The sequence below is a fragment of the Diaphorobacter sp. B2A2W2 genome (assembly GCF_056730635.1).
The window spans coordinates 1-15,986 of sequence record NZ_JBWZOR010000008.1; the positions used below are offsets into that span (position 1 = coordinate 1).

11 protein-coding genes are annotated in these 15,986 nt (G+C 69.5%); 6 read left to right on the forward strand and 5 right to left on the reverse strand.

The window, feature by feature from the left end; translation table 11 throughout:
- A partial coding sequence (locus AC1PPL_RS13460; RefSeq protein WP_479973503.1) for an alpha-E domain-containing protein occupies positions 1-910 on the forward strand: 910 nt, incomplete at its 5' end.
- A 32-nt stretch (positions 911-942) separates the two neighbouring features.
- On the opposite strand, the gene AC1PPL_RS13465 is transcribed toward AC1PPL_RS13460, so the two are convergent.
- From AC1PPL_RS13465 to AC1PPL_RS13475, 3 genes are all read right to left on the reverse strand, one after another.
- A complete protein-coding gene (locus AC1PPL_RS13465) occupies positions 943-1,320 on the reverse strand; it encodes a hypothetical protein (protein WP_196995077.1) in 378 nt (125 codons plus the stop codon).
- A gap of 152 nt (positions 1,321-1,472) precedes the next feature.
- Complete coding sequence (locus tag AC1PPL_RS13470) at positions 1,473-1,745, reverse strand: VF530 family protein (RefSeq protein WP_088887451.1); 273 nt, start codon at positions 1,743-1,745, stop codon at positions 1,473-1,475.
- Positions 1,746-1,854: 109 nt separating this feature from the next.
- Positions 1,855-2,769 (reverse strand): LysR family transcriptional regulator, encoded by a 915-nt coding sequence (locus tag AC1PPL_RS13475; protein ID WP_479973504.1) that lies wholly within the window; start codon positions 2,767-2,769, stop codon positions 1,855-1,857.
- Positions 2,770-2,934: 165 nt separating this feature from the next.
- Here AC1PPL_RS13475 and AC1PPL_RS13480 point away from each other — a divergent pair, with 165 nt between their 5' ends.
- The 5 genes from AC1PPL_RS13480 to AC1PPL_RS13500 all read left to right on the forward strand — a co-directional run bounded on the left by AC1PPL_RS13480 (position 2,935) and on the right by AC1PPL_RS13500 (position 11,543).
- The gene (locus AC1PPL_RS13480; RefSeq protein WP_123675135.1) at positions 2,935-3,774 is read left to right on the forward strand and encodes an alpha/beta hydrolase; all 840 of its coding nucleotides are present in this window, start codon (positions 2,935-2,937) and stop codon (positions 3,772-3,774) included.
- Positions 3,775-3,998: 224 nt separating this feature from the next.
- Positions 3,999-5,258, forward strand: a complete 1,260-nt coding sequence (locus AC1PPL_RS13485) for an efflux RND transporter periplasmic adaptor subunit (RefSeq protein ID WP_287744640.1) — start codon at positions 3,999-4,001, stop codon at positions 5,256-5,258.
- 28 nt (positions 5,259-5,286) lie between these two features.
- Positions 5,287-8,520, forward strand: coding sequence for an efflux RND transporter permease subunit (locus tag AC1PPL_RS13490; protein ID WP_479973505.1), 3,234 nt, complete (start codon positions 5,287-5,289; stop codon positions 8,518-8,520).
- 14 nt (positions 8,521-8,534) lie between these two features.
- Positions 8,535-9,971 (forward strand): efflux transporter outer membrane subunit, encoded by a 1,437-nt coding sequence (locus AC1PPL_RS13495; RefSeq protein WP_479973506.1) that lies wholly within the window; start codon positions 8,535-8,537, stop codon positions 9,969-9,971.
- Positions 9,972-10,106: 135 nt separating this feature from the next.
- Complete coding sequence (locus AC1PPL_RS13500; protein WP_088887446.1) at positions 10,107-11,543, forward strand: NAD-dependent succinate-semialdehyde dehydrogenase; 1,437 nt, start codon at positions 10,107-10,109, stop codon at positions 11,541-11,543.
- 55 nt (positions 11,544-11,598) lie between these two features.
- On the opposite strand, the gene AC1PPL_RS13505 is transcribed toward AC1PPL_RS13500, so the two are convergent.
- Positions 11,599-13,752: a TonB-dependent siderophore receptor gene (locus AC1PPL_RS13505; protein WP_088887445.1), complete on the reverse strand. Its 2,154-nt coding sequence runs from the start codon at positions 13,750-13,752 to the stop codon at positions 11,599-11,601.
- Positions 13,753-13,826: 74 nt separating this feature from the next.
- Complete coding sequence (locus AC1PPL_RS13510) at positions 13,827-15,968, reverse strand: TonB-dependent siderophore receptor (protein ID WP_088887444.1); 2,142 nt, start codon at positions 15,966-15,968, stop codon at positions 13,827-13,829.
- Positions 15,969-15,986 lie beyond the last annotated feature (18 nt).

Here is a 15,986-nt window from a genome sequence, read left to right on the forward strand (position 1 = left end):
AAACACCGCCCGCATGCTCAACGTCAGTTACGAGACCTCCCTGCTGCCGCAGTCCGATGCCCAGGCGCAGGAGGGCTGGCGCGGGCTGCTGTCGATCAGTGAGCTGATTCCCGCCTACACCGCGCGGCAGGGCGCGATCACGGCCACGGGTGTGCTGCGGTTCATGGTGTGCGACGAGGGCAACCCGTCGTCCATCGCAGCGTGCCTGCGCGCCGCGCGCGAGAACGCGCGTGCTGTGCGCGGTGCCCTCACCACCGAGGTGTGGGAGACGTTGAACCAGACCTGGCTGGAGCTGTCACGCCAGCTGCGCGAGGGGGCCTTCGAGCGCGACCCTGGGCAGTTCTTCGAATGGGTCAAGTACCGCTCGCACCTGTCGCGCGGGGTCACGCTGGGCACCATGCTGCAGGATGAGGCGTTTCACTTCCTGCGCCTGGGTACCTTCCTGGAGCGCGCCGACAACACGGCGCGGCTGCTGGACGTGAAGTTCCATGCGGTGCAGAGCGATTTTCATGGGTTGGCGGGCGATGCCCGCCGTTCCACGCCCGAGGCCGACTTCTACCACTGGAGCGCCATCCTGCGCAGCGTTTCGGCGTTTGAGGTCTACCGCAAGGTATACCGCGACGTGATCACGCCCGAACGCGTGGCCGACCTGCTCATGCTGCGGCGGGACATGCCGCGTTCGCTGCATGCCAGCATGCACGAGGTGGTGGACAACCTGGCTGCCGTCGCGCATGAGCATTCGGGGGAGACCGAGCGGCGGGCCGGGCGCCTGCTGTCCGATCTGCGTTACGGCCGCATCGACGAGATCCTGGCCACCGGCCTGCATGCTTACCTCACGCAGTTCCTGGACCGCGTGAACGAACTCGGCGGCTGCATCAGCAGGGACTTTCTCGCGCCCGCGGCGGACTGACCGGCACTTCCGGGCCCGGGCTCGGGGGGTGTTTATTGGCCCTGTGCCATCTGGCGGCTCTGGGCATCGTGCGCGCAGTTCGCGCGCGCGCCTTGGCGGGCAGGGGGCACCAGGCCGTACTGGGCCAGCACGCTGGCCTCCAGCTCGCCCGACTCGCGCGCGCATTGCAGTTCGGCAATCACTTCAGCGCGTGTGCGACCGACAGCGTTGGTACGGTCGTGGGTGGAATGGGGCATGGCGGCCACCTGCGTCTGTGCCGCCGAGGGCGCGGGGGTGTGCTGCGGCACCTGGGCCAGCGCGCCCGTGGTGGCGGTGCCGGCCAGCGCCAGTACGGCACTGGCGATGGCGCCGCGCAGCAAGGGGCGGCGCGTGGAAGGGACCTGCGAGGTCAGCGTATGCAAGGCGTTCATGAGGGCTCCTGTGGGGACACTGCCGGCGGCACCATGCCGTCCGTGGAGCCACTGTGCCGGCCCGCCCGTCGGCGTTCCAGCGCATTGCGACGAACCGCGCGCCGGCGTGCGCCAGCTGCCGTGCACGTTCGCCAGTGCGGCCGTCCCCGCGGTCAACGCGATGCGTTGCGCCGCTGCTCGCGCAGCATGAACAGGTACAGGCCCTCGACCTTTTCGCGCGCCCATGGCGTCTTGCGCAGGAACTTGAGGCTGGAGGCGACGCTGGGGTCGCTCTGGAAGCAGCGCACGGGAATGCGGCTGGCCAGACCCTCCCAGCCGAAATACTGCTGCAGCGCCACGACCATCGCCTCCAGCGTGATGCCGTGCAGCGGATTGCGGGGCTGTGCGGGTGGTTGTGGGGCGGGCGCTGCAGGTTGGTCGGTCATGGACGGCGAGCATACGCGCTTGCCGCTCACGAACGTTGGTTTGAAAGAAATTGCCCTATAGCGCTTATTTGGTAAGCGCCAACAGCTATTAAAAATATAGCAATTGCCTCTACTGGTGTTGCAGCAGCGGCTCGTTGGCAAACAGCTCCGCAGCCCAGTCGACGAAGGCGCGTACCTTGGCGCTCAGATGGCGGTTGGGCGGATACACCACGTACACGGGCAGCACGGGGTGGGACCAGTCGGGCAGCACGCGCACGAGCTCGCCGCGCTCGAAGTGCTGCTGGGCCTGGAAGGTGGTGATCTGCCCCACGCCCTGGCCGGCGACGAGGGCATTCAGATAGGCGTTGCTCTCGTTCACGGCCAGGTGAGAGGGGCCCGAGGTTTCGATCACCTCGCCGTCCTTGTGAAACTCCAGCGGGTAGCGGCGCGCCGAGACGGGCGAGAAGTAGATCACGCTGCGGTGGCTGCGCTCCAGGTCCAGTGGGTGCGCGGGCATGCCAAAGCGCTCCAGGTAGGCGGGCGCGGCCACGGTGATGAATTCCAGGTTGCCGATGCGCCGCGCCACCAGGGACTGGTCGGCCAGCTCGCCGCCGCGGATCACACAGTCGACGTTGTCGCCGATGAGGTCCACGGTGCGGTCGCTGACGCCCAGGTCGATCTGGATGTCGGGGTAGCGCTCCTGGAACTGCGCCAGGTTTGGCACGATGAGCAGCCGCGCCACCGACGATCCCACGTCCACGCGCAGACGTCCGCGCGGGTTGGCGCGCGCCTGGCTCATGCTGGCTTCGATGTCGTCGAAGTCGGCCAACAGGCGCACGGTGCGGTCGTAGAACGCGGCGCCATCGGCCGTCACGGTGACGCGGCGCGTGGTGCGGTTGAGCAGCTTCACGCGCAGGCGCTCTTCCAGCGCCTGGACGTGCTTGGTCACGGTGCCCTTGGGCAGCTGCAGTGAATCGGCGGCGCGCGTGAAGGTGCCAGCTTCGACCACCCGCGCGAATATGCGCATGGCCTGTATCTGGTCCATGTGCTTCTCCTTCTCTTGTCCCTTGTGAGGCCGACGGATTTTCACACGCACCGTGCGCGCCGATTGTTCGGCATTCGGAAACAGTGCGGTGAAAGATGCACCATTTATCGGCGCTGCCCGCCTCGCTACATTTCCCATCAACCGGACTTGCCGGCCAACCCAACCATGATCCAGAGCACCCGTCCTTCATCGCCCTCCCTCTGCACCGACACCACCATTGAGGTGGCCACGGAGCAGCAGGTGGCCGTGCGCATGTACGGACGCAAGAAAGCTGGCGAGACGTCGCCGCTGGTAGTGCATTTCCATGGTGGCGCATTCGTGTCGGGTGACCTCGACAACGGTTGCACCGTGGGTGGGCTGCTGGAGGCCGCGGGCGCGCGGGTGGTGTCGGTGGCGTACCCGCTGGCACCGGCGCATCCGTTTCCCCAGCCGCTGGAGACTGGCTACGCCGTGCTCAAGTGGGCGTTCAAGCACCGCTCGCGCCTGGCGGGGCCGGGTGCGCTCGTGTATCTGGCGGGCGAGGAGGCGGGGGGCAACCTGGCGGCGGGCATCAGCATGATGGCGCGCGACCAGTCGCACCCACCGCTGGCCGGCCAGATCCTGCTGTCGCCCATGCTGGACCCGTGCGTGGGTACTCCGTCGCTGCGCGCCGCCACGGGCGAAGCGACGGCGTGCAAGTGGGCCGATGGCTGGCTGAAGTTTTTCCGCTGCGCGCGCGATGCCGAGCATCCCTACGCCGTGCCCGGTACCGCGCAGCGGCTGGCGGGGCTGCCGCCCACGCTGGTGCTGGTGGGCGACACCGACCCCCTGCGCGACGAGGCGCTGGCCTACGCCGCGCGCCTGGAAGCGGCGGGGCTTGCGGTCAAGCGGCATGTCTTCACCCAGGCGGCGCAGTGGCCCGACGCCCTGCTGCAACCCGGAACGAATCCCTGCCCCTGCGCGGTGCAGGTGCAGGAGCAGTTCCGGCTTTTCTTTGAGGCCACGCGATGTCCGGCATCGACCTGAGCCTTGTGATCCAGCCCCTGTACGGGCTTTAGGGAGGGGCGAGGCGCCTGATCCTCACCTGCGGTGAGTTTCCGCGCGCCGAGCCCGCTCCAGCGCCAACCCGGCGTTCCCGCCGCCCCTGTTGTTCCGGCTTTGCGTGCCGGAGGAGAAAGCCTTGCCTGAATCTGCCGCCGCGCACTGCGAGCGGCCTGTCGTTGATTGCCGAAAGGCCTGGAGGAATCACCATGAATTCACCATTTTTCTCGTCGTCCCGTCGCCGCTGGTGGACTGCCGCCGGCGTGTCCCTTGCCGTGGCCGTAGCCGGGGGAACCGTGCTGGGCCTGCAAAGTTCGCATGCCGAGGCGCCCGCCACCGGAACGGCCCCGCAGGCCATGCCGGTCTCTGTGGCGGCCGTGCTGCAGCAGGACATTGCGCTGTGGGACGAGTTCTCCGGCCGGCTGGAAGCCGTGCAGCGCGTGGACATTCGCCCCCGTGTGGCGGGCGCCGTGCAGGCGGTGCATTTCCGCGAGGGCGCACTGGTGAAGCAGGGCGACCTGCTCTTCACCGTGGACCCTGCGCCCTACGCGGCCGAGGTGGACCGGGCGGAGGCCCAGGTCGTCGCCGCGCAGGCCCGCGTGTCCTACACCCGCAGCGAGATGGAGCGCGCCACGCGCCTGTGGGAAGAGCGCGCCATTGCCCAGCGCGAGCACGACGAGCGTGCCAACGCCCAGCGCGAGGCCGAGGCCAACCTGCGCGCGGCCCAGGCGGCGCTGCAGACCGCGCGGCTGAACTTGGGCTACACGCAGGTGCGCGCGCCCGTCGCGGGGCGGGTGGGCCGCATCGAGGTCACGGTGGGCAACTTGGTGGCGGCGGGGGCCGGCGCGCCGGTGCTTACCACGCTGGTCTCGGTGAGCCCGATCTATGCGAGCTTCGACACTGACGAGCAGGTGGTTGCGCGTGCGCTGGAAGACCTGCGCACCAGCACGCGCTCCAGTGGCAACGCACGTGCCGCGGTGGACCGCATACCGGTGCAGATGGGCACGGGCACCACGGGTGGCACGCCGCACGTGGGGCACCTGCAACTCATCGACAACCAGGTGGACGCCCGCAGCGGCACGGTGCGCGTGCGCGCGGTGTTCGACAACGCCGACGGCACGCTCATGCCGGGCCAGTTCGCACGCATCCGCATGGGCCAGGCGCACCGCTCCTCGGCCGTGCTCATCAACGAGCGCGCCGTGGGCACGGACCAGAACAAGAAGTTCGTGATGGTGGTGGGCGAGGGCGACAAGGCCGAATACCGCGAAGTGCACCTGGGGGTGCACGTGGATGGGCTGCGCGTCGTCACCTCGGGCCTCAAGGCTGGCGAGCGCATTGTCGTGAATGGCCTGCAGCGCGTGCGCCCCGGCGTGCAGGTGGCGCCGCAGGAGGTGCCCATGGCCGCCAAGGCCGAACTGGACGGCAACGGCGCGCAGGCGCGCGCCACGCCCAAGCAGCCCGCTGCCTGAGGGGGCGGCGCAACGAAGGACCTTCACCATGAACCTGTCCCGTTTCTTCATCGACCGCCCGATCTTCGCGGGCGTACTGTCGGTGCTCATCTTTCTTGCCGGGCTGATCGCGCTGCGCGCGCTGCCGATCTCGGAATACCCCGAGGTCGCGCCGCCCTCCGTGGTGGTGCGCGCCACCTACCCTGGCGCCAACCCCAAGGTGATCGCCGAGACCGTGGCCATGCCGCTGGAGGAATCCATCAACGGCGTGGAGGGCATGCTCTACATGGGCAGCCAGGCCACGACCGACGGCGTGATGACGCTCACCGTGACCTTTGCCCTGGGCACCGACCCGGATAAGGCGCAGCAACTGGTGCAGAACCGCGTCTCGCAGGCCGAGCCGCGGCTGCCGGAGGAGGTGCGCCGCTTGGGGCTGACCACGGTCAAGAGTGCACCCGACCTGACGATGGTCGTGCACATGGTCTCGCCCAATGGCCGCTACGACATCGACTATCTGCGCAACTACGCCGTGCTCAATGTGAAGGACCGCCTCGCGCGCATCCAGGGCGTGGGGCAGGTGCAGATCTTTGGCGGCGGCGACTACTCCATGCGCGTGTGGCTCGACCCGCAGAAGGTCGCGCAGCGCGGCCTCTCGGCCAGTGATGTGGTGGCCGCCATCCGCGGTCAGAACGTGCAGGCCGCGGCCGGCGTGGTGGGCGCATCGCCGGGCCTGCCGGGCGTGGACCTGCAGCTGTCCATCAACGCGCAGGGGCGTCTCACGACCGAGGAAGAGTTCGGCGACATCATCGTCAAGACCGGCGAGGATGGCGCGGTGACCCGTCTGCGCGACGTGGCCCGGCTGGAGCTGGGCGCGGCCGACTACGCGCTGCGCTCGCTGCTCAACAACGACCCGGCCGTGGGCATGGGCGTGTTCCAGGCGCCGGGCTCCAACGCGCTGGACATTTCCACCAACGTGCGCGCCACCATGGCAGAGCTGCAAAAGAACATGCCCGAGGGCGTGGAGTTCCGCATCGCCTACGACCCCACGCAGTTCGTGCGGGCGTCGATCAAATCCGTCATCCAGACGCTGCTGGAAGCCGTGGCGCTGGTGGTGATCGTGGTGATCCTGTTCCTGCAGACCTGGCGCGCCTCCATCATTCCGCTGCTGGCCGTGCCGGTGTCGGTAGTGGGGACGTTCGCCGTGCTGCACCTGCTGGGCTTCTCGATCAACGCCTTGAGCCTGTTCGGACTGGTGCTGGCCATCGGCATCGTGGTGGACGACGCCATCGTGGTGGTGGAGAACGTGGAGCGCAACATCGAGGCGGGCCTGACGCCGCGCGAGGCCACCTACCGCGCCATGCGCGAAGTGAGCGGGCCCATCATCGCCATCGCGCTGGTGCTGGTGGCGGTGTTCGTGCCGCTGGCGTTCATCAGCGGCCTGACCGGGCAGTTCTACCGCCAGTTCGCGGTGACCATCGCCATCTCCACGGTGATCTCGGCGATCAACTCGCTCACCCTGTCGCCAGCGTTGAGCGCGCTGCTGCTCAAGGGCCACCACGAGCCCAAGGATGCGCTCACGCGCGGCATGGACCGTGCGTTCGGCGGTTTCTTCCGCCGGTTCAACCGCGTGTTCCACCGGGGCTCGCAGGCCTACAGCGGCGGCGTGCGCCGCGTGGTGGGACGCAAGGCGCTGATGCTGGCCATTTACCTGGCCCTGGTGGGCGTCACCTGGGGCCTGTTCAAGGCCGTGCCGGGCGGCTTTGTGCCGGCGCAGGACAAACAGTACCTGATCGGCTTTGCGCAGCTGCCCGACGGCGCCACGCTGGACCGTACCGACGACGTGATTCGCCGCATGGGTGAAATCATGAAGAAGAACCCCCACGTGGAAGACGCCATCGCGTTTCCGGGCCTGTCGATCAACGGCTTCACCAACAGCTCCAACGCGGGCATCGTGTTCGCCACGCTCAAGCCCTTCGCCGATCGCACGCGCGCCGACCAGAGCGGTGGGGCGGTGGCCGGGCAGCTGAACCAGGCATTCGGCGGCATCCAGGATGCGTTCATCGCCATGTTCCCGCCGCCGCCGGTGGCGGGGCTGGGCACCACGGGCGGGTTCAAGCTGCAGATCGAGGACCGTGCGTCGCTGGGCTACGAGGCCATGGACGCGGCCGTGAAAGCCTTCATGGCCAAGGCATACCAGACGCCCGAGCTGACGGGCCTGTTCACGAGCTGGCAGGTCAACGTGCCGCAGCTCTATGCCGCCATCGACCGCACCAAGGCACGCCAGCTGGGTGTGCCGGTCACGGACATCTTCGATACGCTGCAGATCTACCTGGGCAGCCTGTATGCCAATGACTTCAACCAGTTCGGCCGCACCTACAGCGTGCGCGTGCAGGCCGACGCGGCCTTCCGTGCCCGCGCAGAAGATGTGGCGCTGCTGAAGGTACGCTCCACGACGGGCGAGATGGTGCCGCTGTCGGCGCTGATGAGGATCGAGCCCAGCTTCGGCCCCGAGCGTGCCATGCGCTACAACGGCTTCCTGTCGGCCGACGTGAACGGCGGGCCGGCGCCCGGCTACTCGTCGGGCCAGGCGCGGGCGGCGGTGGAGCGCATCGCCGCCGAGACGCTGCCCCAGGGCATCTCCTTCGAATGGACCGAGCTGACCTACCAGGAGATCCTGGCCGGCAACTCTGCGGTGCTGGTGTTCCCCATCGCCATCCTGCTGGTGTTCCTGGTGCTGGCCGCGCAGTACGAGAGCCTCACGCTGCCGATCGCCATCATCCTGATCGTGCCCATGGGCCTGTTGGCCGCCATGACGGGCGTTTGGCTCAGCGGCGGGGACAACAACGTGTTCACGCAGATCGGGCTCATCGTGCTGGTGGGACTGTCGGCCAAGAACGCCATCCTGATCGTGGAGTTTGCGCGCGAGCTGGAGTTTTCCGGCCGCACGCCGGTGCAGGCCGCCATCGAGGCCAGCCGCCTGCGGCTGCGGCCCATCCTGATGACCTCGCTGGCCTTCGTGATGGGGGTGTTGCCCCTGGTGCTGTCCACCGGTGCGGGTTCCGAGATGCGCAGCGCGATGGGCGTGGCGGTGTTCGCCGGAATGATCGGGGTGACGGCCTTCGGTCTCTTCCTCACCCCCGTGTTCTACGTGGCGCTGCGCCGCATGGCCGGTAACCGGCCGCTGCAGCAGCACGGCAGCCATACCGCGCCATTGATCGAAGAGACCGGTGTTGGTGCCGCGGCGCGTCCCCTGCCGGCCGCGCCGCGCGGGCAGCACGAATGAAAAAGGAATTCCCCATGACGATGCTTTCCCTTGCTTTCCCCGCGCGGCTGGCGCCGCTGGCCGCGGCCCTGGTGCTGGCAGGCTGCATGGGCGCGCCGCTGGCGCCGCCGTCGGAACACGCGGGCGTTGCCGTGCCCGCCGCCTTCAGCGCAGCGGCGACGGAGGGTGCCCCGGCCTGGACGACCGCGGCGCCCGCGGAGGCACAGCCCCGCGGTGCCTGGTGGCTGGGTTTTCAGGACCCGGTGCTGAGCGATCTGGTCGAACGCGCTGGTCAGGCCAATACCAGCGTGCAGGAGGCTGCGGCCCGCCTGGCCGAGGCGCGCGCGCTGCTGCGCTCGGCAGATGCAGAGCGCGCGCCCCAGGTGGGCGCCAACGCCGGCGTCTCACGCCAGGCCGGTGTGACCACCACCAATGGCACGCAGCCTGCCACGCTCGCAACGGCGGGGCTGGGCGTGTCCTACGAGCTGGACCTGTTCGGCCGGCTGGCGCGCGCCAGCGATGCGGCGCGGCTGGACTCCCAGGCCCGCGCCGCGCTGCTGCAGAGCACGCGGCTGATGGTGCAGGCCGACGTAGCGCAGACCTATCTGCAACTGCGTGCGCTGCAGGCGGAGCGCGCGCTGGTGGATGAGAGTCTGGAAGCCTACCGCGGCACGCTGTACCTCACGCAGCGCCGCTACCAGGCGGGCGACGTGGCAGAGTTGGACGTGGCGCGCGTGCAGGCGGAGGTGGCGGCCACCGAATCCGAAGCACTGGCGCTGGAGCGCCAGCAGGCACAGCTACGGCATGCATTGGCCGTGCTGGTGGGCGACGTGGCCACGGGCTTCTCGCTGCCACCGGCGGCGGTCGAGGCCGCGCTGCCGGTGATTCCACCCGGCGTGCCCAGCACGGTCCTGGCGCGCAGGCCCGACGTGTCTGCGGCCCAGGCCGCGGTGCTGGCGGCGCAGGCACGCGTGGGCGTGGCGCAGGCGGCGTGGTTTCCCGCGCTGGCACTCACGGGCAGCGCAGGCTTTGCATCGCCCGAGCTGGGCGATCTGTTCAAGTGGTCGGCGCGTTCGTGGGGCATTGGCATGCTGCTGTCGCTGCCGCTCTTCGATGGCGGCCAGCGCGCCGCCCAGGAGGAGGGTGCGCGCGCCCGGCTGGAAGGGGCGCTCGCCGCCCACCGCGGCCAGGTGCTCACGGCCTTTCGCGAGGTGGAAGACCAGCTCAGCGCGCTGCGCCTGCTGGCCGGTCAGGCGCAGGCACAGGACCGCGCCGTGCAGTCTGCCGCGCGCGCTACGCAGCTGTCCGATTCGCGCTACCGCAACGGTCTGGTGAGCCAATTGGAGTTGCTGGATGCGCGCCGCAGCGAGCTGCGCAACCGCCGCCAGGCGCTACAGGTGCGCACAGCGCAGTACGTGGCCACGGTGGGGTTGGTGCGCGCGCTGGGCGGGGGTTGGGATACCACCAGCTGAGCGCGTGGGGATTCGCGCCCACGCGACTGCGCCGCGGGGCGTTGCACTCTATAGTGACCGGTTGCGGCCGGCGCGGGTCTTGCCCCTGCGCCTGGCGCCCGATTTTTCTTGACATGACATCCAGGAGCCCATTGCATGACCTATCCCGACACGCGCCTTTTCATCGCCGGCCAATGGCAGGACGCCGAGAGCGGCAAGACCATCGCCGTGCACAACCCGGCCACGGGCCAGGAAATCGGGCGGGTGGCGCATGCGGGCATTGCTGACCTGGACCGTGCGCTGGAGGCTGCGCAAAAGGGCTTCGAGGTGTGGCGCGACACGCCCGCCATCGAGCGCGCCAAGACCATGCGCCGGGCGGCCGCGCTGATGCGCGAGCGCGCCGATGCCATTGCAGCCATCCTCACGCAGGAGCAGGGCAAGCCCCGGGCCGAGGCGCGTGTCGAGGCCATGGCCGCGGCCGACATCATCGAGTGGTTTGCCGATGAGGGCATGCGCGTGTACGGCCGCATCGTGCCGTCGCGCAACCTCGCCGTGCGCCAGATGGTGGTGAAGGACCCGGTGGGGGTGGTGGCCGCGTTCACGCCCTGGAACTTCCCCATCAACCAGGTGGTGCGCAAACTGGGCGCGGCGCTGGCCGCGGGCTGCGCGGTGCTGGTCAAGGCGCCGGAGGAGACGCCCGCCAGCCCGGCCGAGCTGATCCGTGCATTTGCCGATGCCGGCGTGCCCGCCGGTGCGGTGGGCCTGGTGTACGGCAACCCGGCCGAGATCTCCAACTACCTGATCCCGCACCCCATCGTGCGCAAAGTCACATTCACCGGCTCCACCCCCGTGGGCAAGCAACTGGCGGGGCTGGCGGGCCAGCACATGAAGCGTGTGACCATGGAGTTGGGCGGCCACGCGCCGGTGATCGTCTGCGAGGACGCGGACATCGAACTGGCGGTCAAGGCCTCGGGCGGCGCCAAGTTCCGCAACGCGGGGCAGGTCTGCATCTCGCCCACGCGCTTTTTGGTGCACGAGAGCGTGCGCGCCGACTTCGTGGCCGCGCTCACGCGCCATGCCCAGGGCCTGAAGGTGGGTGACGGCCTGGCCGAGGGCACGCAGATGGGCCCGCTGGCCAACCCGCGCCGCGTGGCGGCCATGGCCGACCTGCTGGGCGATGCCGTGCAGCAGGGCGCCACGGTGCGCACGGGTGGCGAGCGGCTGGGCGAGGTGGGCAACTTCTTTGCGCCCACGGTGCTCGACAACGTACCCACACATGCACGCATCTTCAACGAGGAACCCTTCGGACCCGTCGCGGCCGTGCAGGGTTTCACGCAGCTCGAAGCGGCCATCGCCGAGGCCAACCGCCTCGCCTACGGCCTGGCGGGCTACGCGTTCACGCGCTCGCTCAAGAATGCCCACCTGCTGAGCCAGCGCGTCGAGGTGGGCATGCTGTGGGTCAACCAACCCGCGACGCCCTCGGCCGAGCTGCCGTTTGGCGGCATCAAGGATTCGGGCTACGGTTCCGAGGGCGGCCCCGAGGCGCTGGAGGCGTGCCTGAACACGCGCGCGATCTCCATCACCCACGTCTGACGCCGCCCTTCAGCACCACCAGCCCCGGCCTGCCGGGGCTTTTTTTACACCGCGCTCAGAAGCGGTAGGTGCCCGTCAGCAGCACGTTGCGGCGCTCGCCGTAGAAGCAGTCGCCGCGCGCCAGGCACTGGGTGATGTTGACCTTGTCCGTCAGGTTGTTGATGTTCAGCGCCAGACGCCAATCGCCCGCGTCGTAGGCCACCATGGCATCGGCCAGCAGCACCGACGGGGTGTCGATGGCCGGGGCGCCGGTCCACTGCGATCCGGTGTAGCGCACGCCGGCGCCCACCGTCCAGCCGCCGCGGCCCTGGGCCGCGAAGCGGTGCATGAGCCAGCTGGACGCCGTATGCCGCGGCACGCCCGCCACGCGCTGGCCCTGGTCGCCTGCGTTGCTGCGGCTGATGGTGGCGTCGGCATAGGCATAGCCCAGCGTCCAGTCCCAATGGCGCGCCAGGCTGGCGGTCATCTCGGCTTCGAGCCCCTTGATGGTGACCTCGCCGATCTGCAGGCTGTTGAGCGGGTTGCTCGGGTCGGTGGTCTTGCGGTTCTTCTCGCGCAGGTGGTAGAGCGCCGCAAAGGCCGAGATGCCGCGCCCTTCGGGCATCCACTTCACGCCGGCTTCCCACTGCTGGCCGCGCTGGGGTTTGTAGGGCGTGCCGTACACGTTGACGCCCCCCAGCGGTTGGAACGACTCTGAATAGCCCACATACGGTGCCCAGCCCCCTCCGGCCTGGTAGGTCAGGCCCAGGCGCTTGGTCCAGGCCTTGTCGTCCACCGCCGCGGCGGGGCGGCCTTCGGTGTCGGTCTTGGCGCGGTCATGGCGCAGGCCCAGCGTGGCGGTCCACGCACCCCAGCGCATCTGGTCCTGCAGGTACAGGCCCAACTGGCGCTGCGTCACGTCGGGCAGGGCCGTCAGGGCGGCGCTGCTGGGCGGGGTGAAGTTGCCGTACACCGGTGCATACACGTCGATGGCGGGCGCCACGGCGCGCCAATTGGACTGGCTGGTGTGGTTGCGTTGACCGTCCACGCCGACCAGCAGCGTGTGCTCCACCGCGCCCGCGCGCAGGCGCCCCTCCAGCTGCGTGTCGATGAGCAGCAGGCGGCTGGCGTTGCGTTGCCAGGCGGCGTCGCGCAGCACGGTGCGACCATTGGCGTCGAACACCGGACGCGCGGGTCGGCCGCTGGCGGCATTGGCAGTGAAGCTGGTGTAGAGCGTGCGGTAGTCCACGTCGCTCACGGTGCGGCGCAGGTTCTGGCGCAGCGTCCAGTCGCCGTTCAGGCGGTGGCTGAAGAGGTAGCCCCAGGAGGCGTTCTCGGTGTCGTAGGCGTCCCAGCCCGGCTCGCTGATGAAGGTGTTGGTGGGAATACGCCCGTAGGCACTCGGCAGCCGCGTGCCCTGCCAGGGGAAGAAGCCGATCAGCGAGCCGCTTTGGTCCTTCTGGTAGTGCGCCTGCAGCGTAAGCGAGGTGTCCGCGCTCGGCCGCCAGGTGAGCGATGGCGCGAACACCACGCGGTCATCGTCCACGTGGTCCACCTGCGTGCCGCTGTCGCGGCCCACGGCCACCAGGCGGTAGAGCCACTGGCCCTCGGCATCCAGCGGGCCGGTCAGGTCGGCGGCGATCTGCTTGCGCGCATGGCTGCCTACCTGCACCTGCACCTCGCGTTGGCGCTCGGCCAGCGGACGCTTGGACGTGAGGTTGAGCACGCCGCCCACGCTGCCCTGGCCGTAGAGCACCGAAGAGGGGCCGCGCAGGAATTCCACGCGCTCCAGCGTGTAGGGCTCTGCCTTGACATTGTTGTACGTGCCATAGGTGCGCAGCAGCCCGTCCAGGTACTGCGTCACATCGCCGCCGCGCGCCTTGAAACTGTCCACGCGGCTGTCGAAGTAGCTCGATACGATGCCCGCGCTGTAGCGCGTGGTCTCGCGCAGCGTCTGTACTCCCTGGGCTTCCATTTGGTCGCGCGTGACCACGCTGATGGCCTGGGGTGTCTCGATGAGCGGCGTGTCGGTCTTGGTGGCAGACAGCGCGCGGCGGGCCACGAAGCCCCGTACCGGTTCGGTGGCGCTTTGCTGCGCCGGGTCGGCGCTGATGGTGACCGCGGGCAGGGCGGCTTCGGTGGTCTGGGCATGCGCGGCGGCGCCGCACAGCAGCGCCACGGCGGCCTGTGCGGCGGCAGTGCGCGTGGCGGGGAAAGGGCGAAAGATCATGGTGCTATGAATAGTGAAGCTGGTTGCGCAGGATGGACGGACGCTGCAGCGTGTTTTGATAGAAATTGAGGTGCTCAGAACGTGTAGTCCAGCGTGACGTAGAGCGAGCGCGGCTCGCCCGGTGTGACGGCCGCAAAGCCCGCGGCCGTGGTGGATGCGTCCACGTAGTAGCGCCGGTTGGCGGCGTTCTTCAGGTTGGCCTGCAGTCGCACGCCGCCGCCGAACTGGTAGCCCAGCGCGAGGTCCACCACGGTGTAGCCGGGCAGGCGCCACCGGTTGTCGTTGGCGGTGAACTTGTCGCCCTGGTGGACCAGCCCGCCGCCGACCCACAGGCCGGGCACCCGGGGCAGGCGGTACTGGGTCCACAGCGAGGCGGTGCGCCGCGGGGCGAGCGCGACGCGGTGGCCCACGTTGGCGCCGGGCACGGTGTCGGCCAGCACCTTGGGGTCGAGGAAGGTGGCCTGCGCGGTGACGCTCCAGCCCGGGGTGATGCGGCCTTGGGCCTCCACTTCCAGCCCCTTGATGCGCTGGCGGCCCGTCAGCACCGAGTAGCCGGGGTGCTCGGGGTCGTTGGCCGGTGCGTTGGTCAGTTCCAGCGCGAAGGCCGACACGGTGGTGAGCAGGCGCTGGCCCAGCCATTCCTGCTTCCAGCCCACCTCCAACTGCTTGCCCTCGGAAGGCGGTGCCGCGCGGTCGCCCCACAGCAGCGTGCCCGAGTTCGCCTGGAACGAGCGCGCATGGCTCACATAGAACATGCTGGCGGGCAGGGGCTGCCAGCTCAGCGCGGCGCTGGGCTGGGTCTTGCTCAGATCCGTGGCGGGCTTGGTGTAAGCGTCCTTGAGCCGGTCGTGGCGCAGGCCCAGCAGCAGGCTGAAGTCGCCCAGGGCGAGCCGGTCCTGCACGAACAGGCCCGTGTTGCGCGTGTCCGAGGCCACGGCGGCCCTGCCGCCCGAAGCCGCGGGCGGCACCAGGCCCGTCACGGGCTGGTACAGGTCCACTGCACCCAGGTTGCCCGTGCCACGCGCACCGTACACGCCCTCGATGGCACGCCAATCCAGCCCGGCGAGCAGCGTGTGGCGCACGGGACCCGTCCGCACTTGTGCGCGCAGTTCGGCCAGCGCGGTGTCCGACGTGTAGTTCTGCCCCGGTGCCAGCCAGTAGCTGCGCGCCACCTGGCCGCCCGTCACCGGGCCGATGGGGTAGACCATGTTCACGTTGCGAAAGGTCTCGTTGCGCGACAGGTGCACCCGCCCTTCAAGGCTGTCTGTGAAGCGGTGCTGCAGCTCCGTGGAATAAAAGCGCAGGTGCCCGTCGGTGCGCAGCCAGGGCTCGCCATAGAAGGTGCCCACCGGGAGCACGTCCGCGCTGCGCGGGTTCTGCGGGTCGGGCACCGCCAGCCCCACGGTGGATACGCCTTCCAGGCTTTGGTACTCGGCCTGTGCGCGCCAGCGCGTGTCCGGCGTGAGCTGCCATTCCAGGCTGCCGGCCAGGCCCTGCTTGCGCGGCCTGTTGCCGTCCACGAAGCTGCCGCCGCGGCTCGCGCCGCCGTCCAGCCGGTAGCGCAGCGTGCCGTCGGCATTCAGGGGGCCGGTGAGGTCGAATTCGGCATTGCGCCAGCCGTGGCTGCCCGCACCGATCTTCACGCTGCGCAGCGGATCGGCCTGGGGCCGCTTGCTCACGTAGTTGACGAGGCCGCCCGGTGCCACCTGGCCGAACTCCAGCGCGGCCGGGCCCTTGATGACCTCGACGCGTTCGATGTTGAACAGCGGTGGATCGAGCAGGTGCACGAACTTGGCACCGTCACGCAGGTAGTTGTAGGTGTTGTTGGCCCACAACCCGCGGATCGCGAACTGCGAGTACGAGCCTGCGTATTCGCTGCGCGAGGACACGCCGGCCGCGTTGCGCAGCACGTCGCGCTCCGTGGTGGCCAACTGCTGCTCCAGCAGCGCGCTGTCGATCACGCTCACGGCGCGCGGCGTCTCCAGCACTGGCAGGCCCAGGCGCGAGCTGCTTTGCGCGCGGCGCGCGGGCGTGGCGGCGGCGCCCGCCGTGGAGTCGACCACGTCTACCTGGCGCAGGGTGGCGGTTGCCGCCGGCGCGCCTTGCGGGGCCTCGGCGGTCTGCGCGATCGCGCTGCCGCACAGCAGCCACAGCGCGGCCTGCGCGGCCAGGGCCACGGCCGTGCGCCGCGGCCGGGGAACAAGGGGAGGTTTCATGGCGGTAGGGGATGCAAG

Excerpts from the sequence above, each read along its gene's own strand:
- AC1PPL_RS13465 (WP_196995077.1), bottom strand. The coding sequence starts at position 1,320 with ATGAACGCCTTGCATACGCTGACCTCGCAGGTCCCTTCCACGCGCCGC.
- AC1PPL_RS13470 (WP_088887451.1), bottom strand. The coding sequence starts at position 1,745 with ATGACCGACCAACCTGCAGCGCCCGCCCCACAACCACCCGCACAGCCC.
- AC1PPL_RS13475 (WP_479973504.1), bottom strand. The coding sequence starts at position 2,769 with ATGGACCAGATACAGGCCATGCGCATATTCGCGCGGGTGGTCGAAGCT.
- AC1PPL_RS13480 (WP_123675135.1), top strand. The coding sequence starts at position 2,935 with ATGATCCAGAGCACCCGTCCTTCATCGCCCTCCCTCTGCACCGACACC.
- AC1PPL_RS13485 (WP_287744640.1), top strand. The coding sequence starts at position 3,999 with ATGAATTCACCATTTTTCTCGTCGTCCCGTCGCCGCTGGTGGACTGCC.
- AC1PPL_RS13490 (WP_479973505.1), top strand. The coding sequence starts at position 5,287 with ATGAACCTGTCCCGTTTCTTCATCGACCGCCCGATCTTCGCGGGCGTA.
- AC1PPL_RS13495 (WP_479973506.1), top strand. The coding sequence starts at position 8,535 with ATGACGATGCTTTCCCTTGCTTTCCCCGCGCGGCTGGCGCCGCTGGCC.
- AC1PPL_RS13500 (WP_088887446.1), top strand. The coding sequence starts at position 10,107 with ATGACCTATCCCGACACGCGCCTTTTCATCGCCGGCCAATGGCAGGAC.
- AC1PPL_RS13505 (WP_088887445.1), bottom strand. The coding sequence starts at position 13,752 with ATGATCTTTCGCCCTTTCCCCGCCACGCGCACTGCCGCCGCACAGGCC.
- AC1PPL_RS13510 (WP_088887444.1), bottom strand. The coding sequence starts at position 15,968 with ATGAAACCTCCCCTTGTTCCCCGGCCGCGGCGCACGGCCGTGGCCCTG.